This is a genomic window from Patescibacteria group bacterium (assembly GCA_024238995.1).
GTDB lineage: Bacteria > Patescibacteriota > Minisyncoccia > Minisyncoccales > JANBVM01 > JANBVL01.
On record JANBVL010000005.1, the window covers coordinates 1 to 26,114 of the forward strand.

General features: G+C 32.5%; 24 protein-coding genes and 1 tRNA gene. 10 read left to right on the forward strand and 15 right to left on the reverse strand.

Annotated elements, in window-relative coordinates:
- The first annotated feature begins 270 nt into the window (after positions 1-270).
- From KJI70_02245 to recA, 9 genes are all read left to right on the forward strand, one after another.
- Complete coding sequence (locus KJI70_02245; protein MCP6718336.1) at positions 271-1,713, forward strand: tetratricopeptide repeat protein; 1,443 nt, start codon at positions 271-273, stop codon at positions 1,711-1,713.
- Between the two features lie 111 nt (positions 1,714-1,824).
- On the forward strand, positions 1,825-2,031 hold the full coding sequence (locus tag KJI70_02250) for a hypothetical protein (protein ID MCP6718337.1): 207 nt from the start codon (positions 1,825-1,827) through the stop codon (positions 2,029-2,031).
- Positions 2,032-2,040: 9 nt separating this feature from the next.
- Entirely contained in the window at positions 2,041-2,304 is a 264-nt protein-coding gene (locus KJI70_02255) for a type II toxin-antitoxin system mRNA interferase toxin, RelE/StbE family (GenBank protein MCP6718338.1), read from the forward strand.
- Positions 2,305-2,389: 85 nt separating this feature from the next.
- The gene (locus KJI70_02260) at positions 2,390-2,581 is read left to right on the forward strand and encodes a hypothetical protein (protein ID MCP6718339.1); all 192 of its coding nucleotides are present in this window, start codon (positions 2,390-2,392) and stop codon (positions 2,579-2,581) included.
- Positions 2,582-2,761: 180 nt separating this feature from the next.
- Positions 2,762-2,827, forward strand: a complete 66-nt coding sequence (locus tag KJI70_02265; protein MCP6718340.1) for a hypothetical protein — start codon at positions 2,762-2,764, stop codon at positions 2,825-2,827.
- A 214-nt stretch (positions 2,828-3,041) separates the two neighbouring features.
- Positions 3,042-6,245: a DNA-directed RNA polymerase subunit beta gene (locus KJI70_02270; GenBank protein ID MCP6718341.1), complete on the forward strand. Its 3,204-nt coding sequence runs from the start codon at positions 3,042-3,044 to the stop codon at positions 6,243-6,245.
- A 4-nt stretch (positions 6,246-6,249) separates the two neighbouring features.
- Positions 6,250-9,909 carry a DNA-directed RNA polymerase subunit beta' gene (rpoC, locus tag KJI70_02275; protein ID MCP6718342.1) on the forward strand — a complete coding sequence of 1,220 codons (3,660 nt, stop codon included), beginning with the start codon at positions 6,250-6,252 and terminating at the stop codon, positions 9,907-9,909.
- A gap of 57 nt (positions 9,910-9,966) precedes the next feature.
- Positions 9,967-12,138, forward strand: coding sequence for a DNA translocase FtsK (locus KJI70_02280; protein MCP6718343.1), 2,172 nt, complete (start codon positions 9,967-9,969; stop codon positions 12,136-12,138).
- A gap of 83 nt (positions 12,139-12,221) precedes the next feature.
- Positions 12,222-13,226, forward strand: coding sequence for a recombinase RecA (gene recA / locus KJI70_02285; protein ID MCP6718344.1), 1,005 nt, complete (start codon positions 12,222-12,224; stop codon positions 13,224-13,226).
- A 50-nt stretch (positions 13,227-13,276) separates the two neighbouring features.
- On the opposite strand, the gene rpsR is transcribed toward recA, so the two are convergent.
- The 5 genes from rpsR to ychF all read right to left on the reverse strand — a co-directional run bounded on the left by rpsR (position 13,277) and on the right by ychF (position 16,255).
- Positions 13,277-13,474 (reverse strand): 30S ribosomal protein S18, encoded by a 198-nt coding sequence (gene rpsR / locus KJI70_02290; GenBank protein ID MCP6718345.1) that lies wholly within the window; start codon positions 13,472-13,474, stop codon positions 13,277-13,279.
- 35 nt (positions 13,475-13,509) lie between these two features.
- Positions 13,510-14,181, reverse strand: a complete 672-nt coding sequence (locus tag KJI70_02295) for a hypothetical protein (protein MCP6718346.1) — start codon at positions 14,179-14,181, stop codon at positions 13,510-13,512.
- Positions 14,182-14,293: 112 nt separating this feature from the next.
- Positions 14,294-14,755 (reverse strand): single-stranded DNA-binding protein, encoded by a 462-nt coding sequence (gene ssb, locus KJI70_02300; GenBank protein MCP6718347.1) that lies wholly within the window; start codon positions 14,753-14,755, stop codon positions 14,294-14,296.
- 14 nt (positions 14,756-14,769) lie between these two features.
- Positions 14,770-15,189: a 30S ribosomal protein S6 gene (gene rpsF, locus KJI70_02305; GenBank protein MCP6718348.1), complete on the reverse strand. Its 420-nt coding sequence runs from the start codon at positions 15,187-15,189 to the stop codon at positions 14,770-14,772.
- 43 nt (positions 15,190-15,232) lie between these two features.
- Positions 15,233-16,255: a redox-regulated ATPase YchF gene (gene ychF / locus KJI70_02310; GenBank protein MCP6718349.1), complete on the reverse strand. Its 1,023-nt coding sequence runs from the start codon at positions 16,253-16,255 to the stop codon at positions 15,233-15,235.
- Positions 16,256-16,304: 49 nt separating this feature from the next.
- Between ychF and KJI70_02315 the strand changes: the two genes are divergently transcribed.
- Complete coding sequence (locus tag KJI70_02315; protein ID MCP6718350.1) at positions 16,305-17,678, forward strand: phosphomannomutase/phosphoglucomutase; 1,374 nt, start codon at positions 16,305-16,307, stop codon at positions 17,676-17,678.
- Here the strand turns inward: KJI70_02315 and trpS are convergent.
- The 10 genes from trpS to KJI70_02365 form a co-directional block, all read right to left on the reverse strand.
- Positions 17,675-18,652 (reverse strand): tryptophan--tRNA ligase, encoded by a 978-nt coding sequence (gene trpS / locus KJI70_02320; GenBank protein ID MCP6718351.1) that lies wholly within the window; start codon positions 18,650-18,652, stop codon positions 17,675-17,677. The genes KJI70_02315 and trpS overlap by 4 nt on opposite strands.
- Before the next feature lie 4 nt (positions 18,653-18,656).
- Complete coding sequence (locus KJI70_02325) at positions 18,657-20,366, reverse strand: ribonuclease J (protein MCP6718352.1); 1,710 nt, start codon at positions 20,364-20,366, stop codon at positions 18,657-18,659.
- Positions 20,367-20,443: 77 nt separating this feature from the next.
- A tRNA-Leu gene (locus KJI70_02330) sits at positions 20,444-20,526 on the reverse strand.
- The gene (locus KJI70_02335) at positions 20,527-21,156 is read right to left on the reverse strand and encodes a hypothetical protein (GenBank protein MCP6718353.1); all 630 of its coding nucleotides are present in this window, start codon (positions 21,154-21,156) and stop codon (positions 20,527-20,529) included. It lies immediately after the preceding tRNA gene.
- 51 nt (positions 21,157-21,207) lie between these two features.
- Positions 21,208-21,915, reverse strand: coding sequence for a nucleotidyltransferase family protein (locus KJI70_02340; GenBank protein ID MCP6718354.1), 708 nt, complete (start codon positions 21,913-21,915; stop codon positions 21,208-21,210).
- Positions 21,912-22,787 carry a UTP--glucose-1-phosphate uridylyltransferase gene (locus KJI70_02345; protein ID MCP6718355.1) on the reverse strand — a complete coding sequence of 292 codons (876 nt, stop codon included), beginning with the start codon at positions 22,785-22,787 and terminating at the stop codon, positions 21,912-21,914. Before KJI70_02345 ends, KJI70_02340 begins: the two co-directional genes overlap by 4 nt.
- Positions 22,784-23,383, reverse strand: a complete 600-nt coding sequence (locus KJI70_02350) for a glucose-6-phosphate isomerase (protein MCP6718356.1) — start codon at positions 23,381-23,383, stop codon at positions 22,784-22,786. Before KJI70_02350 ends, KJI70_02345 begins: the two co-directional genes overlap by 4 nt.
- Positions 23,362-25,377, reverse strand: coding sequence for an ABC transporter substrate-binding protein (locus KJI70_02355; GenBank protein MCP6718357.1), 2,016 nt, complete (start codon positions 25,375-25,377; stop codon positions 23,362-23,364). Before KJI70_02355 ends, KJI70_02350 begins: the two co-directional genes overlap by 22 nt.
- A gap of 37 nt (positions 25,378-25,414) precedes the next feature.
- Positions 25,415-25,633, reverse strand: a complete 219-nt coding sequence (gene secG / locus KJI70_02360; GenBank protein ID MCP6718358.1) for a preprotein translocase subunit SecG — start codon at positions 25,631-25,633, stop codon at positions 25,415-25,417.
- Positions 25,630-26,007, reverse strand: a complete 378-nt coding sequence (locus KJI70_02365; protein MCP6718359.1) for a phage holin family protein — start codon at positions 26,005-26,007, stop codon at positions 25,630-25,632. Before KJI70_02365 ends, secG begins: the two co-directional genes overlap by 4 nt.
- Positions 26,008-26,114 lie beyond the last annotated feature (107 nt).

Genomic DNA, 26,114 nt, shown 5'->3' on the forward strand with positions numbered 1-26,114 from the left:
AATATTGTTTTGAGAATTCATATATCTCAAAAGAAAAAGGGAGAATAAACAAAGGCATTAAAAATACCAATGAATAAACGCTGAACTTTATAATATTTTCTAAAATCTTAACCATATTTTTTAATTTTATTCAGTTTATTTAATTATTTTAACCTTTAATCTCAAAAAATGCAACGCAAAATGTATAAGTTTATCAGCAAATATTGATGTAATTTACATATATTTTGTTTTTTTTATTTTTTAAATAATCTCGGATATTCTTGGCTTTCTATGTCAATAATCCTGCTTTTTATTTCAATTACATTTTTATTTGTAAATAACTTTAATCAATGGACAGGAATTTCATTGCCACAAGAACAAGTTTTAGGAAGCGCTATTAGCTGGAATACTTCTTTAAATACAGTAACAAGTAATTTTAAAAATGCTTTTCTAGGTTCAGGAACTGGAACTTGGCACTATGTTTTCTCTAAATTTAAGCCTATTGAGTTCAATAATAGTGTTTTATGGCAGATTAGATTTGACAGGGCGGGTAATTATATTACAGAGCTTATTGCCACATCAGGGATTTTAGGATCTGCTTCTTATTTATTAATGATTGTAATGTTCTTTTTAGTATTCTGGGTTTTACGCAAGAAACTAAATACTTTACCTTTGATTATGACTTTTATTGCTTTGATAATATCTCAGTTTGTTTATTATCAAAACAGTATTTTAGCTTTTACCTTTTGGTTTATTTTAGGATTAAGCGTTGTATCGTGGCAGGAAACAAATAAATCTTTTAAAATTATTCCTTTGAAAGATTTTCCTGAGTTAAGTTTGGTTTTTTCTACTGTTTTAGTTTTAATTTTATTAGTTGTTTCAGTTAGTTATTATTCTGCGATAAGGTTTTACTTAGCTGATATAAATTACGCAAAATCCCAAACAGCTTCTAGCCTTGAAAAGAAAGTAGAGTTATTAGAAGAAGCTGTCCGTTTGAATCCTAAATCAACTACTTATCAAACAATATTGGCCAGAGTTTATTTGGTTTCTTTCTTGAATGAATCAAAACAAGCTTCAGACGAACAGGCTGTTGAGAAAGTCCAAAATCTCATGTCAAAATCCATTGATTACGGAAGAAAAGCAAGCGAACTTTCTCCTAATATGGTTGTTGTTTGGGAAACCCTAGGAATGATCTACAGAGATATACAAGTTTTTGTCCAAGGTTCAACTGACTGGGCAATTGATTCTTTTAAAAAAGCAATTGAACTAGAAGGCAAGAATCCAATTCTCCATACTGAAATTGGTAAGTTGTATTTGGTTTTAGATGATGCTGAGAAAGCAAAACAAAGTTTTGCTAAAGCCAAAGAGTTAAAGCCGGATTATATTGACGCTTTGCTTCAAGAAATTTTACTTTATGAAAAAGAGGGAGACTTAGATGCAGCTATTCAAAAAACGGAAGAATTAGTTACAGTTTATTCATTTAATATTGAGGTACGTTTTCAATTGGGCAGACTTTACTTTAATAAAGGAGAAACAGATAAAGCAATTGTTCAATTTGAAACAGTGTTAAGCATTGTTCCAAATCATTCAAACTCTCTTTATTCTCTTGGAACGGCTTATGCTCTTAAAGGACAAAAAACAAAAGCGACTGATATTTTTGAAAAAGTTTTAGAATTAAACCCGGATAATCAAGATGTTATTAAGAAACTTAATGAATTAAGGGGAGAAGAATAACATTATTAAGCTTTTTCGTATAATTAAAATAATTAGGTTTTTACAAATTTGGGCAAGTTAAGCTTGTCTTAGAAATTGACAGTATTATCCGAAAGAATATAATGAAAATATATGGTTAAAATTATTACTATTCCAAAAGAAATTGCAAAAAAAGGTGAATTAGTTTTAATACCTCGAAAAGAATATGAGGAGTTTTTAAGATTGCGAAAGCAAAGAGAGTGGGAAAAAAAGGACACCGATGAAGCAATTAGAATTTTTAAAGAAGAGAAAAAGAAAAAAAAGCTTCTTAAAATAAAATCATTAGCCGAGTTTAAATAAAGCCGTTTTATGGACATTTTCCTTACTTCGAAATTTCGGAGGGCCTATAAGAAGTTGCCAAAACAAGTAAAACAAAAAGCAAAATTAAAAGAAAAGATATTTAGGAAAAACATTTTTACTCCTCATTTAGAGACCCATCCACTCGGCGGAAAATACAAAGGTTATTGGACTTTTTCAATTGATTATTCTTATAGAATAATGTTTAAATTTTTAAATGCCACTAAAACAAAGGTGGCTTTTATTAATGTCGGCACTCATGAAATTTATAAATAGGTTAGAGAAATCTATCGCAAGTTTGGACAAGTTAAGTTTGTCTTAGAAATTGACGGTATTATCCAAAAGAATATAATGAAAATATATGACTAAAACAAAACAGAAAACAATTAAAATCTCCAAATCTGAGTATCAAAGATTAAAATTCCTTGATTTAGAATTTAGTAAGCTAATCCGCTATTTTAGATATCTTCAAAGTCTTGATGAAGCAAGAGAGCAAATCAAAGAAGGCAAAACCTTTTCCTTAAAGAACGTTTTGGAAGAATATAGAATCTAATGAAGATAGAGTTTACTAAAAGAGCTAAAGAAGATTTAGAAGCTCTACCGAGAAATGTGGCAATACGGATTTTAAAGAAACTGATTTTTTATAGCAAACAGAAAAAAATCTTTAGTTTTCGCTAAAGCCTTAAAAGGAAATTACGGAGAGTATCGTTTTCGGATAGGAAAATATAGAGTGGTGTTTGATAAAATCAAAAACACAATATTTATTCTAAGAATTGGTAAGCGTGACGAGATTTATTAATTTGTCTTAGAATCGTGCTTTTCATAGTAAATATTGACTTTTTTTTGCTGATACATTAGAATAATAATCACAGTCTTTTGAATACTGTTTTTAATATTTTATTAATTTTATAATCAATTTTGATTCCCTTTAGCTAGAAAAATTTTTAACAAAGCGTTTATCCCATAACGTGAGGGGGTGTTTTTTTGCTGTTGGGTTTTGATTTCATATTTTTATGACAGGTTTGAACATAAAAAGCTTTGCTAAATCAAAAACTTTTTTGCCTTTACCTTATTTATTAGGTTTAACTAAAGAAAGCTGGGCTTTTTTTTGGCAAAAAGATTTAAAAGCATTGTTCGAAGAAATTTCTCCTATTCGAGACCATGCTAAAAAAGAGTTTGAACTCTGGTTTTTAGATTATAATCTTGATAAACCAAAATACAAATCCTATATTGAGGCAAAGCAAAATAATGACTCTTATGAAACTGCTTTAAGAGTGAGAACAAAGCTTGTTAATCTAAAAACTAAAGAAATAAAAGAACAAGAAATCTATCTTTGTGATATTCCTCTTCCTACAAAAAGAGGAACTTTTGTTGTTAATGGGGTAGAAAGGGTGGCTATATCACAATTAATTCGTTCACCAGGAGCTTTTTTCACAAGCAGAAAAGTTGGCGGTAGAAATCATTTTGGCGCAAAAATTATTCCTAACAGAGGTGCTTGGTTAGAATTTGAAACTGAATCTTCAGGGACAATAGGGGTAAAAATTGACAGACGCAGAAAAGTGGCAGCTACAACATTGCTTCGTGCTTTTGGTTTTGTTGACGATAAAGATATCAAAGAAAAGTTTCAGGATGTTAATAAAGGAGAAAAGGATTATATAGAGGAAACTTTAAAAAGAGATGCTTCTCACAATCAGGCAGAAGCTTTGGTTGAAGTTTATCAAAGATTAAGGCCTGGTGATTTGGGCACTCCTGATACTGCCAGAGAATTAATAGAAAATATGTTTTTTAATTTTGAAAGGTATGATTTATCTAAGGTTGGAAGATGGCGTATGTGGCAGAGATTACCAGAGTTAAGAAAAAAACCAAAGGTTAAACCAAAGAAAAAAGATTTAGGAGAAGAAATTAAAATTGAAGACAGGGTTTTAAAACCAGAAGATGTTTTAATGGTTTTAAGAGAGATTATTAGGTTAAATAACAACCCAAATGCAATTCCAGATCAGATTGATCACTTAGGGAACAGAAGAGTAAGACCTTTTACAGAACTATTAATCAACAGATTAAGGTTGGGTTTAATGAGAATGGAAAGAACTGTAAAAGACAGGATGTCTACATTAGATAGCATTGCTTTAGCTCCAATACAGCTTATAAACCCTAAGCCTGTAATGGCTATTGTTAAAGAGTTTTTTACTTCTAGTCAGATGTGTCAGTTCATGGACAATGAGAATCCTTTGGCTGAGTTAGAACATAAAAGAAGATTAACAGCTACGGGTCCAGGGGGACTAACAAGAGAAAGAGCTGGTTTTGAAGTAAGAGATGTTCAGCCTTCTCATTATGGAAGAATTTGTCCGATTCAAACACCCGAAGGTCCAAATATTGGTTTAGTGGGACATCTTGCCTCTTATGCCAGGATTAATACTTATGGATTTTTAGAAACTCCTTATTCAAAAGTTGAAAAAGGAAAAGTAACTTCAAAGATTCAATACCTTTCTGCTTACGAAGGAGAAGAATACAATATTGCTTCAGGAGCAATACCTGTAGATAATAAGGGCAATATTATTCCTGAAGAAGTTGAAGCAAGGGTAAAAGGAAATCCAGATATGATTAATAAAAGTGAAGTTGACTTTATCGATGTTTCTCCTCAGCAACCATTCTCTATTGCTACATCTTTAATTCCATTTTTACAAAATGATGATGCCAACAGGGCTTTAATGGGTTCAAATATGCAAAGACAATCAGTGCCATTAATTTCTCCAGAGCCTCCTCTTGTTATGACTGGTGTTGAAGAAAGAGTGGCAAAAGATTCTGGTCAGGTTATTGTCAGTGAAAATAATGGAACAGTTACTGAAGTTGATGCTAAGCATATTAAAGTGGGAAGTAAAAACTATGATTTAAATACTTTTGTCAGAACAAACCAATACACATGTTTCCATCAAAAGCCAATAGTTAAAAAAGGGCAGGAGATTAAAAAAGATCAAATTTTAACAGACGGTGGAGCAATTGCAAAAGGTCATCTAGCATTAGGTCAAAATGTTTTAATTGCTCTTCTTCCTTGGCGCGGAGGAAATTTTGAAGATGCCATACTTATTTCAGAAAGATTAGTGAAAGATGATGTTTATAGTTCTATTTATATTGATAGTTTTACTTGCGATGTAAGAGAAACTAAATTAGGTCCAGAGGTAACAACAGCTGACATTCCCAATGTTTCAGAGGAAAAATTAAAAGATTTAGATGAAGAAGGGGTTGTTAGAATTGGAGCTGAAGTAGGGCCAAGCGACATTTTAGTTGGAAAAATTTCTCCAAAAGGAGAAGCAGAATTAACTTCTGAAGAAAGATTGCTAAGGGCAATTTTTGGAGAAAAAGCTAAAGAAGTTAAGGATACATCGCTGAGGATGCAGCACGGAAAAAGGGGGAGAGTTATTGATGTTAAAATCTTTTCCAGAGAGTTGGGTCATAAACTTGACCCCGGAGTTATTAAAAGAATTGAAGTAGAAATTGCCCAAATAAGAAAGGTTCGGGCAGGTGATAAATTAGCAGGCCGTCATGGAAACAAAGGCGTTATTTCCAAGGTTTTACCAGTGGAAGAAATGCCTTTTATGGAAGATGGGACTCCTGTTGACATGATAATTAATCCTTTAACAGTTATTTCCCGTATGAATTTGGGTCAGGTTTTAGAAACTCACCTTGGCTGGGTAGCTAAAAAACTTGGATATCATGCTGTTACCCCTTCTTTTTCAGGCGCTACTGAAGAAGATATTAAACAAGAGCTTAAAAGTGCTGGCCTTGCTGAAAATGGGAAAACAACTCTTTATGATGGCAGAACCGGCAAGATGTTCCCCCAAAAAGTCACTGTTGGTTATATGTATATAATGAAGCTTATTCATATGGTTGAAGACAAAATCCACATGAGATCTATTGGCCCTTATTCTTTAATCACACAGCAGCCTTTGGGAGGAAAAGCTCAATTTGGAGGACAACGTTTTGGAGAGATGGAAGTCTGGGCTTTGGAAGGTTATGGTGCAGCTCACAGTTTGCAAGAAATGTTAACTATAAAATCAGATGATGTTATTGGAAGAGCAAATACTTATGAATCTATTTTAAAAGGAGAAAAAATAAAAGAACCCAATCTTCCTGCTTCTTTTAACTTATTGGTTAATGAGTTAAAAGCAATAGGTTTAAATGTAGAAATTAAAGAGAAATCCAAAAAAGAAATAAAATAAAGTTATGAGAGTAGAAAATTTAGAGGCAATAAGGATAAAAATAGCCTCTCCAGAAGAAATTTTATCATGGAGTCATGGCGAGGTTACTAAACCAGAAACAATAAACTATAGGACCCAAAGAGCTGAAAAAGATGGGTTATTTTGCCAGAAGATTTTTGGACCAGAAAAAGATTATCAGTGTTATTGCGGGAAATACAAAAGAATCCGCTACAAAGGAATTGTTTGTGACAGGTGCGGGGTAGAAGTTACAAAGTCTTCTGTAAGAAGAGAAAGAATGGGACATATTAAATTAGCAGTGCCTGTTTCTCACATCTGGTTTTTAAAAGGAATTCCTTCAAGAATAGGAATGATTCTTGATATTTCTATGCAGGATTTAGAAAAAGTAGTTTATTTTGCTTCATATATTGTTACTGATGTTAATGAAAATGCTAAAAAAGAAGTGCTGGAGAATGTTGAAAAAGAGTACAAGATGAAAATAAAAAAAATAAAAGTTTCACTTCACGAGAATCCTGATTCTCGTTCTGCTCAAACTAAAAAATCAAAATCAAAAACAACAGTTAAGAAAAGAGGAAGAAAGATTTCAAAGAAAACAATTAACTCGAAACTTCAAGAATTGAAGTCTGCCAGAAATCGAGCCAAGGAAGGAGTACTGTCAATTTCTCTCTTAAAGGTTTTATCAGAAATTGAATATCGTGACTTTTCCTTTAAATATGGAGAAATTTTTGAAGCAGGAACAGGAGCAGAAACTTTAAGAACAATTTGCCAAAACATTAATTTATCAAAAGAAACTAAAAAATTAAAAGGAGAGCTTGAAACTATCAGCGCTCAAAATAAGAAAAAGTTTTTAAGAAGATTAAAAATTTTTCAGGCAATGAAAAGAATGAACATTCGCCCTGAATGGATGTTTTTAACGGTTTTACCAGTCTTGCCTTCAGATTTAAGACCAATGGTTCAATTAGATGGAGGAAGATATGCCTCTTCTGATTTAAATGATTTATATAGACGCGTTATTAACAGGAATAATAGATTAAAGTATCTACTGGATATCGGAGCGCCAGAAGTAATTGTTAGAAATGAAAAAAGAATGCTTCAGGAAGCAGTTGATTCTTTGGTTGATAACAGTATGAGGCGGGGAACAACTACAAAAGCAACAACTGGCGGAAGAAGACTATTAAAATCTTTAGCTGATATTCTAAAAGGAAAACAAGGCAGGTTCAGACAAAACTTATTAGGAAAAAGAGTTGATTATTCAGGAAGGTCAGTAATAGTTGTTGGCCCTGATTTAAGAATAAACCAAGTTGGTCTGCCAAAGAGAATGGCTTTAGAGCTTTTCAAACCTTTTGTTATTAAAAGTTTGCTTAAAAAAGAATTAGCTTACAATGTCAGAGGAGCTTCCAAATTAATTGATGAAGAAATTGATGAAGTTTGGGCATGTCTGGAAGAAGAAGTAAAAGACAAGTTGATTTTATTAAACAGAGCGCCAACTCTTCACAGATTAGGCATTCAAGCATTTTACCCGATATTAATTGAAGGAAAGGCTATTAGAATTCATCCAATGGTTTGTAATGCTTTTAATGCTGACTTTGATGGAGATCAAATGGCTGTTCATGTACCCTTGTCTGAAGATTCCCAAAAAGAAGCTAGAGAAAGAATGTTAAGCAATTTAAACCTTTTAAAGCCAGCTACCGGACTTCCTGTTGTAACTTTATATCAAGATATTGTTTTGGGTTGTTATTGGCTAACTGATGTTTGGGAAGGATTAAAAGGAGAAGGTAAGGCATTTTTAACTGAAAAAGACGCTATTTTAGCTTATGATTTTGATGATATTGATTTAAAGGCAAAAATAAAATTAAAAACTTCTAAAAAATCAAATGATTTTACAGAAACTTCGGTTGGCAGGATTATCCTTAATCAGGCTTTGCCAGCTAAGTATTCCTTTCAAAACAAATTAATTACTATTAAGGATTTAAAAGAAATTATTGGGGAAATTATTGATAAATATTCAAATGAAGTTGTTGAAGAAACTTTGGATAAAATTAAAAAATTAGGCTTTGAATATTCTACTTTATCTGGCATTACCTGGGGAATGGAGGATTTAGTTCTTCCAAAAGGAAAAAGCGAAATAATAGAAGCAGCGCACAAGCAGGAGCAAGAGGTTGAGAATTATTTTAAAAAAGGATTACTTGCTCCGGAAGAAAGATCTGGAAAAATAACAGGAATTTGGAGCAAGGCAAAATTAGACTTAGAGAAAGAAGTAAGAAATGCCTTGCCTCGCAAAAGTCCTGTCTTTCAAATGATAAATGCAGGCGCCAAGGGTTCTTGGTCTCAGATTGTTCAGATGTCTGGCATGAAAGGATTGGTAATTAATCCAGTGGGTGAAATTATTGAACTGCCAATTAAAAGTTCATACAAAGAAGGATTTTCTGTGTTAGAGTATTTTATTGCTACTCATGGAGCAAGAAAAGGGACAGCTGATACAGCATTAAGAACCTCAACTGCAGGTTATTTAACAAGAAGACTTGTTGACGTTGCTCACGAGGTGATTGTTTCAGAATCAGATTGTAAAGATAAAAATGGCATTGATATTTTTAAAGAAGATTCTAATCAAATTGGCCAAGATATTAAGTTCAAGGTCTTAGGAAGAGTTGTTCTGGAAAATATTAAAGGGGTTTGCAAAAAAGGAGAAATAATTGATAAAGAAAAATCAGAAAAATTTGCAAAATCTAAAACAGAAAAAATAAAAGTGCGTTCACCGCTGAGCTGTAAAAGCGTTAGGGGAATTTGCCAGAAATGCTATGGTTGGGATTTAGGCAAGAATCAATTAATTAAATTAGGTGAAGCAGTGGGAGTTGTTGCTGCTCAATCTGTTGGTGAGCCAGGCACACAGCTTACATTGAGAACATTTCATACTGGAGGAGTTGCTAGTGCAGTAGATATTACTTCCGGTCTTCCAAGAGTACAGGAGATTTTTGAAGCTCGTATTCCTTCAGGAAAAGCTGAAATTTCTTTAACTGACGGCAAGGTAATAGAAATTACAGATGACAAGATTATAAAAATTAAGAATAAAAGTGAAAAACTAAAAAGCAAGAAAAAAGACGTTTTAGAGTATAAGATTGTTCCTCAATCAACTATTTTGGTTAAACCAGGACAAACAGTTAAAAAAGGTGACCAGCTTTGTGAGGGCAGTTTAGATATAAAGGATTTATTTAAATTAGCTGACAGAGAAAGAACCTGGAGATACATAGTAAAAGAAATTCAGAAGATTTATTTTTCTCAAGGTGCTCAAATTCATGATAAGCATTTAGAAGTTATTATTAGTCAGATGTTTTCCAGGGTTAAAATTAAAGATTCAGGAGACAGTAATTTTACTGCTGGAGAGATAGTTGAAAAAACAATCTTTCTTGAAGAGAATATTAGGTTAAAAGAACTGAAAAAAGCTAAAAAAGTAAAAAATCTTCAATTTGCCAAAGCCAGCCCTGTTCTATTAGGAATTTCAAAAGTAGCATTAACCACTGATTCGTTCTTGTCTGCAGCATCATTTCAAGAAACTTCCCGTGTTTTGATAAAAGCAGCCATTGAAGGAAAGGAAGATAGATTAAGAGGCTTGAAAGAAAATGTCATTATTGGTAAATTGATACCAGTTGGGACCGGCTTTAAAAAGTAACTGAATGAATATATAATGGTTAAGATATTTAATTAAGTCGTTAATCTTACTTTATTAATGGCAAGAAAAAGAAGAAAAAATAAAAAGAATAAGAAGTTTCTACCAGAGCTAGATTTTTCTTTGCCAGAAGAAACACAAAGACACATATTGGGCATAGTGTCTTTTGTTTTAGCTTTGCTTTTTATTCTTAGTTATTTCAGCAAAGCAGGCATAGCAGGACAGTTTCTTTTTACAAGCTTTAATTTCTTAATAGGAAAAACTGTTTTTATTCTTCCTTTGCTCTTTCTTTTAATGGGACTGTCTTTTTTCTCTGCTGGCTATAAAGAGGTTTTAAGACCTTCGCTTTTAGCAATTATTGCACTTGTAGTAGGAGTTTCTGGCATGCTTGAAAGATTGAGCCCTGGAATAAGGGAAGGGGGCTGGTTGGGGCATATTTTAACCTGGCCCTTGCTTAAATTATTTGGCTTATGGGTAACTCAGATTCTTTTTTTTGCAGGCATTGTGGTTGGAGCAGTGATTTTTTGGAATTTACTTAAAAAAGAATCAGTTAAAGACGACGAAGAGGACGAAGAAGAAAAAAAACCCTCTTTCATTAAAAAAATATTTGCGCCATCTTTTAGAATAAAAAGTATTGAACCAGTTATCAAAGAAGAAAAAGAAACAAAAAAAGAAGAGAAAGAGCAGTCTTTAGATTTGAAATCTCAAAAACCTAAGATAATGCCAGCATCAAGTGGTTATGAAATACCTCCTTTGGATTTACTAGATTTAACAAAAGGCAAACCTTCTCCAGGTAATATTAAGGTTAATTCAGCAGTAATTAAAAAAACATTAGAAAGCTTTGACATACCAGTAGAAATGTCAGAAATTAATATTGGCCCCACTGTCACTCAATACTCTTTTAAGCCTGCTGAAGGAATAAAGCTTTCAAAAATTACTTCTCTGTCAAATGATTTAGCTTTAGCCTTAGCTGTTCATCCAGTAAGGATTGAAGCTCCTATTCCTGGAAAAAGTTTAGTTGGCATTGAAGTGCCGAATGAAGTCAGGGCTTTTGTCCGTTTAAGAAATCTTATTGCAGATTCTAAATTTCAAGACCATGATTCTAATCTAATGCTTTGTTTTGGAAAAAATGTTTCTGGCAATTCTATTTATGCCAATTTGGCAAAAATGCCTCATTTATTAGTAGCTGGTTCAACAGGAACAGGTAAGACAATTTTTTTGAATAACTTGATTATTTCTTTGCTTTATAAAAATTCACCTGATACTTTAAGACTGGTTTTAATTGATCCAAAAAGAGTTGAGTTTATAATTTACAACGAGCTTCCTCATCTTTTATGTCCGGTTATTGTTGACCCTCAAAGAGCAACTAATGCTCTGAAATGGTTAACAGAAGAAATGGACAGACGATTTAAAACCTTGGCTCAAGTACGTTCAAAAAATATTGCCGGTTATAATGAAAAAGCAGCAGACAGCGAGTTAGAGCTTCTCCCATACATTGTTGTAGTAATTGATGAATTAGCTGACTTAATGGCTGCTAAGGGAAGGGAGGTGGAAAGCGCAATAGTAAGACTGGCTCAGATGGCAAGAGCAGTTGGGATTCATCTGATAGTTGCAACTCAAAGGCCATCAGTCGAGATTATTACAGGTTTAATAAAAGCGAATATAACATCACGCGTAACTTTTCAAGTTGCTTCACAGATTGACTCTAGAACTGTTCTTGATACTAGCGGGGCTGAAAAATTACTTGGTTTAGGAGATATGCTTTTTATTTCTAATGAGAATATCAAACCAAAAAGAATTCAAGGCCCATATGTTTCAGAAAAAGAAGTAAAAAAAATAACAAAGTGGATAAGTTCTAAAATAGAAGAATATTTAACAGAGACAGCAGATTTAGAAATTGAAGAAGTTAAAGATAGTTTAACAAAAGCACTAGAGCAAACAGAAGTAGAATTAACAGAAGATTCAGAAAGCTCTGGTTTTGATGATTCTTTATATGAAGATGCAAAAAGAATTGTTGTTGAAAATAAAAGAGCTTCTGCGTCACTTCTCCAGAGGAAACTAAGAGTAGGGTATGCAAGAGCTGCTCGGTTAATAGATATGTTAGAAGGAAATAAAATTGTAGGGCCAAGCAAAGGATCAAAACCCAGAGAAGTTTTTCTTGTAGAAGAAGCTAGGGAATATGACGATGACGATATTGATAACAATGAAGAAGGAGAATGGGAGCAAGTATAATTTCTATATAGTATAATAAAAAGAGAAGAGTATGCCGTCTTTATTCTTATTAATTTTAAAAAAGTAATGATTAAAAAATAAATATGGAAAAAAAGGAAAAAACAAAAAACGAAAAGAAAGATTTAAGTGATGCATTAAGCGAAATTCAGCAAAGGTTTGGAGAAGGCTCTATAATGAAGCTTAGCGAAGCTGCTGAATTTTCCAGTGTTGAAGTGATTCCAACAGGTTCTTTTTCGTTGGATTTAGCGCTTGGTGTAGGCGGGTTTCCAAAAGGCAGGGTAGTTGAGATTTATGGTTCTGAAATGACTGGAAAAACAACATTGGCGCTTCATGCTTTAGCCAGTGCTCAAAAACAAGGCGGAGTTGGAGCTTTTATTGATGCTGAGCATGCTTTAGATCCTGATTACGCAAAAAAAATTGGAATAAATATTGATGATTTGTTGATTTCCCAACCTGATTCTGGAGAACAAGCTCTTCAAATTGTTGAAACTTTAGTTAAATCAGGAGAAGTTGATGTAATAGTAGTGGATTCTGTTGCAGCATTAGTTCCTGAAGCTGAAATTGCAGGGGAAATGGGACAATTCCAAATTGGTCTTCAGGCAAGATTAATGAGTCAGGCGCTAAGAAAACTTTCTGGGATAATTTCTAAATCAAAAGTAAGAACAGTAGTTATTTTCTTAAACCAAACAAGAATGAAAATAGGAGTAATGTTTGGCAATCCTGAAACAACTCCAGGCGGTTTGGCTTTAAAATTTTATGCATCTGTTAGAGTAAATTTAAGAAGAAGTGCTCAGATAAAGCATGGAGACAATATTATTGGGAATAGAGTAAAAGCAAAAATAGTTAAAAATAAAGTTGCTGCTCCATTTAAGGTTGCTGAATTTGACATTTATTACAACGAGGGAATCTCATATGTTTCAGATATTATAAATACTGGCGTTAAATATGAAGTTGTTAAAAGATCAGGCGCTAGCCTTCAATACCAAGACATTAAACTTGGCAGAGGAATGGAAGCTAGCAAACGGTTTTTAAAAGAAAATCCAAAGATCTTAAAGCAGATTAAAAAAGCAATTATTGAACAGGTGTAAAATAAAAACAGAACTTTTTTAAAGTCTGTTTTGATCTCAAATAACCTGTTTTACTTAATTGTATATGCAAGTAAGCCTAAAAACCTTGCTCTTTTAATAGCCTGAGATAATCTTCTTTGATGAGAAGAACATGTTTCTGTTCTTTTTCTTGCTTTGATTTTTGCTAAACCAGAAACAAACTTTGTTAAAAGTTTAGTGTTTTTGTAATCAATTTCTTTAATATTTCTCTGACAAAAATAACAAGGCATAGTGTTTTTTCTTTTGCAAAATAAATTTTTCTAGATTAACTAATATAATGATTTCCCTTTTTAATATTTTCTATTTTTTCTAATGGTTGCAGATTTTTCAAATCCCAACATTGTTTAAATTCTAAATCGTCTGGAGAGATATAATTGAACAAACTCTTTGGTTTCACATGATCAATTACCCAATAGCTTCCATAATTATCCCAATTCATTTTATTGTCAAATTGTCTTTCTAAACATTCTATTAATTCTTTTAAAGCAAAATCGACTAAAGTTTCCCATTTTCGTCCAGCCTTTTTATCTTTTAAAGAAACCCAAATAGCTGTACCTATATTTTCATTAAGACGATATTTTGGATCTGTCTTTCTTTTATATTTTTGCCACTTCCCTTTATATCGCAATATTTTTTCTTTATTTTCTCGGCTGTACTTTCTCTGACGCCATTGTATCTTTTCTCTATTTTTCTGATAATATTTTTTACATTGTTGCAATCTTTTCTCTCTATTCCTTTGATACCACTCTTCATGATATCGCGTTCTCTTTTCTCTATTCTTTTGATAATATTCTTTGTGTTGTAGTCGTACTTTTTCTTTATTCTTTTGATACCATTTCTTACTATACAATTGCATTCTTTTTTGTATCCTTTCTTTGTTCTTTTGATAATACTCTTTTTTGTTTTGCCGCTCTTTCTCGTTGTATTTATAGGCCATAATTCCTATAATTAATTTACTTAAATAGTGAACACTCAAAAGATATGATAAATAAAAAAAAAGCTCATTTATCTATTACTTCATTATAGACTTTTTAAGAGTTTTTATCAACTCAAAAGGGGATTTGAGATACATCAATTTCTCCTTCGTTTTCTTCAATAACTGGAATGTCTTCTGATTTTATATCTTTGGTGGCTTGTTTGGGTTGTTGACTGGGCTGCTGAGGTGCAGACGTTGCCTGGGATGCGCTTTTTGGCCCTAACTGCAAGCGTTCACCTATGATTTCAGTTCTATATTTTTTATTACCAGATGAATCTTCCCAGCTTCTGGTTTTAACCCTTCCTTCTAAAAAAGCTAAAGAGCCTTTTGTTAAATACTGGGAAGCAATTTCAGCTAATCTGCCGAATAAAACAATATTATGAAACTCTGCCTGTTGTTGTTTTTGGCCTGATTTGTCAGTGTAAAAAATGTCAGTGGCAAGTCCGAAATTAGCAACTTGATTTCCTGAAGGAAGAGTCTTTAATTCTGGATCGCGAGTTAGTCTGCCTATTAAAAATATTTTATTTAAATTCATAACGATTAGAGATCTTATTGATCGCCTAATATCTCTTCTAATTTTTTTTCAATTTCTTTTAATTCGACCTTTTGTTTTGGTTTAAGCTCAACGCCTTTAACTTCTTTTAAGGGTTTGGTCGTCCTTTTTCGTACGGGCTTAGTTCTTACAATAATTTTCTTAAACATTAAATGCCTTATAATGTTTTTTTCTGATGTTAGTTCATCTTTAATAATTTTTAATTTTTCTGGTTCTAAATTAAAACTTAAACCGGTTAAAAATGCTTCAGTGGAATTTTTAATTTCATAAGCTAAAACCTGTCTATTTAAAATCTCTGTTTTTTTAATAAAACCGCCTTCTTTTTTCACTAAAGACTTTATTTTCTCTCCTATGTTCTTAGCATCTTGCTCTGAAAGTTGGGGAGAAATCAAATAATCAAGTTGATATAATTGCATATTTTTTTATGATTTATTCGCGTTAATTTGTAATTATTCGTGGCTATATTTTAAATTCAATAATATCACCATTACTGATAATATGGTCCTTGCCAACTATTTTTATTAATCCTTTTTCTCTTGCTTTTTGCCAGGAGCCAATAGAAACAAGTTCATTCCAGTCAATTAATTCTGCCCTAATAAATTTATTTTCAAAATCTGAATGAACCACTCCTCCAGCTTCTGGGATTTTTGAATTTTTAACTATTGTCCAGGCTTTTACTTCTTTCCCGCCAGCTACTGTAAAAAAAGTAATCAGACTCAAAATATCATAGCAAGCCAGGATTAATTTATCAAGCTGGGATTCTAAATTAAGTTCTTTTTTTTCTTTTTTTGATAATTCCAAAATACCTTCTTCGTCTTTTAAATTTATCATTAGATGCCTGTCTTGTATATGTTCAAAATTGGTTTTGTCATCAGTGTTTAGAATATAGAAAACTGGTTTATTTGTCAGCATCCTGTAATCTTTTATTATAGCTTTTTCTTCTTCTATTAGTTCAATTTCTGAAATAAGCTTTCCTTTATCAGCCTGCTCTTTTATTTTTTTTAAAATTTTAATTTTTTTAACTTCTTGTCTTTTTTTCTCAAGTTTTGAGATTGAGCTTTCTAAGGTTTCTAAATCTTTCATCAGTAGTTCAATATTTACAACTTCAATTTCTTTTAAAGGATCAATTTGTCCTAGAACATTTTCAACTTCAGGATTTTCAAAAGCCCTTACTACTTGTAAAATCGCATCGCACTCCCTTATTTGTGCTAAAAATTGATTTCCCAAACCCTGGCCCTTGTGCGCTTCTTTTACAAGCCCTGCAATATCAACAAACTCAATTGTGGTAGGAGTGGTTTTTTCTGGCTTAATAATCTCACTTATCTGAATCAGTCTATTATCTGGAACAGAAACTTTTCCTAGGTTTGGTTCAATTGTAGTGAATGGTCTGGGAGCAATCTTTACTTCTTTTTTAGTTAATGCTTTAAAAAGAGTAGATTTACCAACATTTGGCAGCCCAATGATTCCTATTGAGAAGCTCATAGGCCAATGATATAATAAAATTGCTTCAAAATCAACATTTACTATCAATATGATAAACGAAGAAATTTTCAGAGAATATGATATCAGAGGAGTGGTAGGCAAGGATTTAAACCCTAATATTATTAATTTGCTTGGAAAAGCTTTTGGAACTTATCTTTTAGAAAGAGGTGTTAAAGATGTTTTAGTAGGCAGAGATTCCAGAGCCACATCAGAAGAATATAAGAGGGCCATGATTCAAGGGCTAATCTCTTGCGGTTGTAATGTTGTTGATATCGGCCTTATTGTTACATCATTTCTTTATTTTGCTCGTCAACACTACAAAATAGACGGAGGTGCTATGATCACTGCAAGTCATAATCCAGCTGATTGGAATGGCTTAAAGCTTTGCCACGGTTTAAACGCAATAGTTGGAGATGAAATACAAAAAGTAAAGAATATCCTAATATCAGAAAAATTTAAAACTGGCAAAGGCAGTATAAAATCTCTTGATGTTGTTCCTGCATATTTTGGAGAAGTTCAGAAAAGAGTAAAAATGAATAAAAAATTAAAAATTGTTGTTGATTGTGGGAATGCAACTCCTCATGCACCTGATTTTTTAGAAAAACTAGGACATGAAGTTATTCCTTTTTCCTGTAAAATAGACTCAAGCTTTCCCAGAGGAGCAATGGATCCTGCCAAACTAGATCATTACAAAGATTTAATTGAACAAGTAAAAAAACAGCAGGCAGATATTGGAATCATATTTGATGGGGATGGAGATAGGGTGGGCTTTGTGGATGAGAAGGGCCAGATTTGGCTAGGGGACATGATTTTAACCCTTCTTGTAAGAAACATAATGCCAAAACATCTTGGCAGGAAAGTTATTATTGAATTAAAAGATTCAGAAATTGTTGCTGAAGAAACAAAGAGATTGGGAGGAATTCCTATTTTTTGGAAAACAGGCCACGCCTTGTTAGATCATAAAGTTCATGAAGAGAATGCAATCCTTTGCGGAGAAATGAGTTGTCATTACTGGGTGGTTGATAATTGGTATGAGTTTGATGATGCTTTTTATGCATTAGCCAGAGTATTAGAGATTGTTGCGAACTCAAATAAAAAACTGTCTCAATTAATGGAAGAGATACCAAAGTATCCCTCAACACCAGAGCATAGAATCCCTTGTCCAGAAGATAAGAAATTTACTCTTGTTAAAGAGCTAGTAGAATATTTTAGGCCGCAGTGTTATAAGGTCATAGATATAGATGGGATAAGAGGATATATTGAAGACGGCTGGTTTTTAATAAGAACTTCAAACACCCAACCTTTAATAACAATTAGAGCTGAAGCAAAAACTAAAGAGGGACTGGAAAAAATAAAAAAGATTGTAAAAACAAAAATAGATCAATATGATTACATGGACTTTGATTGGAGAAAGGATTTTTAAATTAACCCCATTTTCTTTTTAATATCAGAGATATTTAAGCCAGCAATGTTCTGAGCTTTTTTTGTTCCTTGCTTGAGAATTTCCTTAACATACACCTTTCTTCTTGTGAGTTCTTTTCTTTTCTCTCTGAATGGTCTCAAAGAGTTTGTAAGTAAATTAACAAGGGATTTTTTAAATTCAGAATATCCTTTATTACTGAAATCTTTTTCCAATTTTTTAATTGGCTTGTCAGAAAACAAGGAATAAATAGTTAACAGATTAGAAATGCCTGGTTTTTTCTTGGGATCATATTTAATTTTTCTTCCTGTATCTGTTAATGCAGACATGATTTTCTTTTTAATAACTGCTGGTTCGTCAAAAAGAGCAATGTAAGATGTTGGTCCTAGAGATTTTGACATTTTCTTCTTTGGATTGTTTAAGGACATTATTTTAGCTCCTGTTTTTGGAATATAGGCCTTGGGTATTTTAAAGGTTTTTCCAAATTTTGCATTGAATTTCTTAGCAATTGTTGCAGCAAGCTCAACGTGTTGTTTTTGATCTTTTCCAACTGGAACCATATCAGTTTGGTAAAGCAAGATATCAGCAGCCATAAGAACTGGATAGTTTATGAGGCCTGCCCCGGCTGAGCCCTTAAACTGCTTGGATTTATCTTTATATTGAGTCATGCGCTGCAATTCTCCCATAGGAGTTATTGTATTTAGGAGCCAGGCTAATTCGCTGTGTTCTTTAATTTTTGATTGAATAAATAAAATTGATTTTTCTGGATTAATTCCAGCTGCTAAATAAGATATTGCTACATCTAAAATATTATCCTGAAGTTTTTTTGGTTGGTAGGGAACAGTAATAGCGTGGAGATCAACAATACAAAAGATACATTCAGCTTTTTTTTGAAGCTCAACCCATTGCTTTAATGCTCCCAAATAATTCCCAATATGCATTGTACCGCTTGGTTGGATTCCACTAAAAATCCTCATAAATTTATACTTCAATTATTACTGGCAATACCATCGGCCTTCTTTTTGTATGTGTGAAAAGAAACTGGCCTATTTTATTTCTAAGCTCATCTTTAACATATGTCCAGTTTACTGCTCCTCCAGAACCTGTTGTTTTGTTAATAATGCCGATTATCTTTCTTCTTGTTTCTTTGAGCAGCTGCTTGGATTCTCTTAGATATACAAACCCTCTTGATATTATATCAGGAGAACCTATGACTTTTCCAGTCTGTCTGTCAACAATAGCAATTAATACAAACATTCCATCTGTTGCCAGCATCTGTCTGTCTCTTAAAACAATTTCACCAACATCTCCAACACCCAAACCATCAACCATTACATAATTAGAAGCAACTCGTTCTTTTTCAAGACTTATTGTGTTTGGAGTTAATTTAATAATTTGTCCATTTTCAGGCAAAACAATATTTTTTTCAAGCATGCCCATTTCTTTTGCTAGTTCAGCATGAGAGATTAACATTGAGTGTTGTCCATGAATGGGGAAAAGGAATTTTGGTTTTGTCATCTCAAGCATTTCTTTTAGCTCTTGTTTTTTTCCATGACCTCCAGCATGAATATCCATCATCTTATAATGATATACTTTAGCGCCCTGCCTTAATATTTCATCTTTAACAATTTGAACTGTTCTTTCATTTCCTGGGATAACTGAACTTGAAAACACAACTGTATCATTTTTTTTGATTTTTATATGACGATGTTCTTTGTTTGCAATTCTCATCAGCGCTGCCCTTGCTTCTCCCTGAGCTCCAGTGCACAACACTGTAACTCTATTGTCAGGATAGTCTTTAATTTGTTTGGAACTAATAAATGTTCCTTTTTTCGCCCTAACATAACCAAGTTGTTTTGCAATTTCAATATTAGTTTTCATTGAATAGCCTTCAATAGCAACTTTTCTTTTATGTTTTTCCGAAATAGCAATAATTTGCTGAATTCTGTTTATTAAAGAGGCAAAAGTTGCAGAAATTATTCTTCCTTTTGCAATTTCAAAAATCTCTTCTAAGTTTTCAGAGATTTCTTTTTCTGATAAGGAATGACCTTCATCTTCAGCTCCTGTTGAGTCAGACATTAAAAGAAGCACATTTCTTTTGCCAAAGCTTTTTAATTTTTCAAAATCAGTTGGCAGATCATTCATTGGATGAGGGTCAAATTTAAAATCAGAAGTATGTATAATGCTTCCAACTGGCGTTTCAATAAACAATCCTAAATTGTCAGGAATATTGTGGTTTTGCCTGAAAAACTCAACCTTAAAATCACCTAATCTAATTTTAAGTCCGTTTTTAGCCTCATCAATTTTAATCTTTGGGTGGCCCACAAATTCTTCTTGCCTTTTTAGAATTATTCCTCTTGTTAGAGGACTGGCAAAGATTTTTAAATTCTTCCTATAAATATGTTCAATAATATATGGGAATGCGCCTATGTGGTCATAATGACCATGAGTAAATACAATGCCCACAATATCTTTCTTTCTTTTTTTAAGGTAATCAATATTGGGAATAATATAGTCAATCCCTGGCATGTCTTCCCCTGGAAATCTCAAACCAACATCAATTATTAGGATGTTTTTTTTATATTCTAAAAGCATCATATTTCTTCCTACTTCACCCATTCCTCCTAAAGGAATAATTCTTAAATCATTTTCAATTCTTCTTGTCACCATTTTTTTAGTTGTTTTTTGCATAATTTTTTAAATTAATATCAAAACTCAAAATCAGAGTTTATTTTAGTTTTATTTATTTTAGTTTTAATAATAATTAGTGCCGAGGGTGGGATTTGAACCCACAAGCTCAAAGAGCACACGGTTCTGAACCGTATATGTTTTCCATTTTCATCACCCCGGCTCATCTCTTTAATAAATTTTTAATGATTTTATATTTTCTACTTAGGTGCGGTACTTTCGGATTCGGATAAATCTTTGGTAATAGTTTAAGAGAGTCTCGTTTGGCAAAAGTTAAGCGAAACTGTCTAGTTGTCCGTTCTATGAAGCCACGTATATTTAACAAAGAAGCTATTCTTTGTTGTAGCCATTTCAGGTGCACGAGACTTGCCGAGTGAAAAACAGTATAAAGTCTTTGGCTATTTGGGTAAACTGGATCCTGAAATCTACGGATATGCCCATCTCCATCTAAATGACCACGTAGGAAATTAAAGAAATATTTATTTGGAATCCTTAACGTCCCAATCCTTTTCGATTTGTTTGGCATTAAGCCTAGATCAAGCAACCATTTATACAAAATAACATTTCCAAATTGTACACGGTAATAATCTTTTCTCCTCGCACACCCACTTCTTGTCAGACCAATTTTATTTTTTAATCCCAAACATTTTCTAAAAGTTTCAATTTGAGAGAGGTCTTTCGAAACCAAAGATAAGATTTTGCCGTTGGACGATAAATTTCCATCTGTGGTTATTAGGCCGACGGCATAGGCAATTTTGTCACTCCATTTAACCGGTTTACCTTTAGGTTTCATAAATTAAGCGTTTTGAGATATTTTTTAAGCTTTATTGTATTTGTTTTCATATTATTCACTCCAATTTTTAATAGCTTCTTCCCAGCGCTTGAAAGTTCCTGTGTCATTCCATCTTCCTTCCCATTTATAGCCGGCAAGTTTATTCTGCTTAGCTAATTTTGGGAAAAGATCAATTTCACTCATAGAGAACTTTGCATTTTCAGGGAAATAATTTCTTACTTCAGGCTCCATTATATAGAGTCCGCAATTAACGTAATTAGAAGAGGGATTTTTGGACTTTTCAACAAATTCTATAATTTTATTATCCTTTATTTCTACTGCCCCATAGCTTTCTGGGTTTTTTACTTTTACTAATGCAATAGTTGCTAAAACATTTTGTTTTTTATGCCAGTCAAACATTTCTTTAATGTTTACTTCTTTTAGTTCGTCACCATTTGATATCACTATTGCTTCGTTAAACCAGTTAGGGTCTGTTTTTTTTACGAATGGCGTAAATGTGCCAGAAGGATAACTTTCAATAACAAATTCAATTTTTTCTTTTGGAAAATGAGTAATTTTCCATTTATAGAAATCTGCAATATGTTTTTCCTGAACATTAATTTTAATATCATCAATTCCATTTTTCAAATAAAGTTCAACTAAATAACTGATAACTGGCCGCTTGCCAACAGGAATAAGAGGTTTTGGGATTTCAAGAGTTAAAGGATAAAGCCTTGTGCCCTCTCCTCCTCCTAAAATAAAACCTTTTTTAATTTTCATAAATTAAGCGTTTTGAGATATTTTTTAAGGTCTTCAGAAAATTCACTTCTTTCAAGTGCAAATTCTATTACTGTTTTTAAATATTCAAGCTTATTGCCAGTATCATAGTACTTTCCATTTTCTATTTCGCAAGCATAAACAGGAACCCCTTTTTTATTTAATTCATTAATAGCTTCCGGTAGCCAGTATTCTTTTCCTTTGCCAGGTTTTAAGTTTTTAATTGTGTCAAAAATCTCTGGCGGCAGAATGTATGCTCCATGACTGGCCAAATTAGATGGCGCTTCTTCTGGCTTTGGTTTTTCAACAATTCTTTTTATTTTAAAAATATTTTCATCAACTTTTTCAACATCTGCTATCCCATAACGGGAAAGATCTTCCTTTTCTTTTATCCTTACAGCAGAAATCATTATTCCTTTATACTTTTCATAAGCTTTAAGCATTTGAGCCAGTCTGGGTGGTTTGGCTGCAATAAATTCATCGCCCCACAAAACAACAAAAGGCTCATTTCCAATAACTGATTCGGCTGATAAAACAGGAATGGCATTTCCATACTTGTCTCCTTTTTGGCGGATATAGATAAAATTAGCCAGCTGAGCAATTTTTTGAATTTGACTTAACTTTTCATATTTATTTTGTTTTTGCAAATGCTGTTCTAATTCAAGCAGTCTGTCAAAGTGGTCTTCAATCGCACGTTTATTGGCACCAGTAACAATGACTATATCTTCTATGCCAGAGTTTACTACTTCTTCAACAACATATTGTATTATTGGCCTATCAACTATTGGCAGCATTTCTTTTGGTATTGCTTTTGTTGCTGGCAAAAACCTTGTTCCCCAGCCAGCAGCTGGAATAACTGCTTTTTTGATTTTCATATTCCGTATAAAAAGTTTAAGTTTTTTGGCATTAATTCTAGTGGCTCTTCAAATCGTAATTCAGGAACCTCTTTATAATTCTCATTTTTTATCCAGCCTGAATTTGTAAAATAATAGCAACCGCCTTGTTTTTCTAAAATAGGTTCATAAATACCTTTGCATTGTTCTACTGACCAGTCAATGGTCACCAGCTTTTCTGAAGAATTGTTAATCATAATATGACCGTAACCAGGAAGAACAGGAATATATTCTCCTTTTTCAGCTTCAACACAATAAACATCTTCAATAGTTCCATTATTCTTGCTTTGAAGTAAAAACAAGCCCTTTCCTTCTAAAACACGATATAATTCCCCATATTTTTTATCTGAATGATAATGCCCCTTTGTTTTAATATGTTCTTTACCTAGCATTCTAGGAGGGATAACAGTGATATGATTTACAAGATCATTTTCTTTTCTTACTTTACGGTACATATAGTAAAGCTCATCATTAGAGGCAGTGCTGAGCCATTCTTTATCGTAAATCACTTCTTTCATGTCAAGAAGATAACGAATATCAGGCTTTCTATTTTCAATTAGTTGTCTGTAATTTTCCATGCTCTTCTTGTTTTTATGAACCAATTTGCTGAATCAGTCAACCTTTTTGAAGGATCAACAATTATTTTTTCATTTATACCTTTGATTTTCCTAGGCACAAGATAAAGATAGTCTGGATTGTATAAAAATAAAGCAGGTGAATCTTTCATCAAGATATTTTGAAATTCTTCAAGCTGGTTTTTTCTTTGTTCTTCATCCAGCAGCTGTCTGTTGGCTTCTAGGAATTTATCAGCATCATCATTTCCATAGTTTGCCAAATTTAGTCCAAGCTCTCCTTTTTGTGATGAATGCCAGAAAGGGAAAGGGTCAGCGATTAATGATAAAACTTCTCCGAATAAAAGTGATTCAAACTCTCTTTTTCTTAAAATATCTTCTTCTAAAGCATTAAGGTCAAAAGTTTCAATATTAACTTTGATTCCTAATTCTTTCCATTGTTTTTTCAAGGCCCTGGCAATTTTTACCATTAGTGGCTGGTCAACAGTATAAAGAGAAAATTCTAAAGAAAGCTTTTCTTGTGGTTTTTCAAAGCAAACTTCATTTAATTTTTCCTTTGTTTTGCTTTTGACATCACCGGTTCCAGCAGTAAGTCCAAAAGGAGTTAATACATCTTGTTTATATTTTTCCTGAAATCTAATAACAGCAGCTTTTGTCTGGCTTCCAAAATATCCTGTGATTTTTCCTTCTGGATATATTTCAGTATCTTTTGACAGGCATTTTTGGAGCTCTTTTACCTCAGCTCCTTGGGAACCAACAACAAGTGTGCTTTTAAAAATAAATGACGGTTGTTGCTGTATTGTTTTTTCCCTTATACCTTGTTCTGTCATTGAAAATCCAGCTTGCTCTAAAACATTTATTGCTTTTTCAAAATCAAATGCATAAATTTCTTTTGGCTCATCAAAGCCATAAATTTGAGGCAGAATAGGGGAATGAACTTCTTGCCCATAGCCCGAGAAAAAGGTTTCAATTAATTCTTTTTTATTTGTTCCATAGTTTAAAGCCATTCTTACATCATCATCAGATAAGGCCTCTGATCTTTTTTGATTGAAAAAAACAGCAAAATATCTCGGCAAGGTTAAAGAATAAAGAATTTTATTTTTGCATTTTAAAGGTGTTTGATTAGATGAATTACTGCAGGAAATTGCATTCTCAAAACTAGCCACAGCCATTCCCTCAATCGCCCCTTTTTTATAGGCATTTACTAGATCTTCTCCTGGTTGAAAAAATTTAAAATAAATCTTTGATATATATGGTCCTTGATTATGATATAAGACATTTTTGATTAAATTCACTGAAGTTATTTTCCCTTCATTGTCTTGGGATAATTTTTGTAATTTATATGGCCCCGAGCCAATTGGATTTAAATTATTAGGACTAAATGAAAAGTTTTTTGCAGATACATTTTCCCAAACATGTTTTGGAATTATTTTTAAAGTACAATTTTCCAAGAAAATTGATGAACTATTTTTTAAAGTGAATCGTACTCCCAAATCAGATATTTTTTCTATTTTTACACCCAGCCAAATTGAGCGAAGGGGGCTTTTAATGTCTGGATTTTGAATAGTTTCAATTGTAAAAACTATGTCATCAGCAGTTAACTTGTGTCCGTCTTGCCAAAGCAAATCATTTTTTAAGTAGAATTCATAAATTCTTCCATTATCAATGACTTGATAGTCTTTCGCTAAATCCATGATTAAGCCTCCATTTTCATCATAAGTCATTAGGCCTGAAAAAATTAGTTCTGTTAAATCTTTATCTGCATTTGATAATGAAGCGTAAACCGGGTTTATGAACCTAGGAAATCCAACAACTCCTTCTGTGTAAGAGCCTCCTAAAGCAGGAACAACTTTAGTGTTGGCAAGATAAAAAGTTGTTGATAAATATAGAAATGAAAAAACAAATAAAGAACTAAAAAAGATAAACACCTTTTTTTCTTTTCTATTTAAAGTTTTAAAAAATTGAAGCCACTGGTTTTTCGATGGCCATTTATAACTCATAGTCACTTATTTTTTTTAAAAGACTCTGAGGATTTCATTAGTTAATAATAAGATTTAGCAATGCTAAAACTACAAAGAGTATTGATAAGATTATTGTTACCCCAAAAAGTTTTTTTTCAGCACCTCTTCTTGTACCGTGAAATTCTCCAGTTCCTCCAAAAGCAGAACCCAAAGAACTGCTTCTTTGTTGTAATAGTATTGAAATAATTAAAAATATAGATACTACGCCTTGAGCAATTAATAAATATTGTTTCATTTTTTTAATCCTAAAAATAAACTTGTGGTCCAAACAATTACTGTTGTTAAAAATAATGATGAGAGATTAGTAATTGTAAGTTCTAAAAACAAAATATCTAGAAACCAGATAACAACCATATTTAATATTATTGAAAAAAGTCCAAGTGTCAAGAATTTTAAAGGAAGGGTAAGCAGACCGAGAATGGGTTTAATAAAAAAATTAATTAAGCCTAAAATAGCTCCTACTACAATTAAAATATGCCAGTATTGAGTAAGATCGAATCCTAAAAAACTGCTTTCAGGTAAAATTTCTAATCCTACGCCAGTAATAAATCTTACTGCTAAAAATATTGCTAGAATTCCAGCAACAATGTGCCAAAACAGTTTTTCCATGTTTTTATTATTATACACCTTTACTTAGTCATGGCAAGTTTAATTTATGAATACTTTTTGCTTCCTATTTTGATATCTTGACAAGTAAAGGATGCTTGATTAAGATA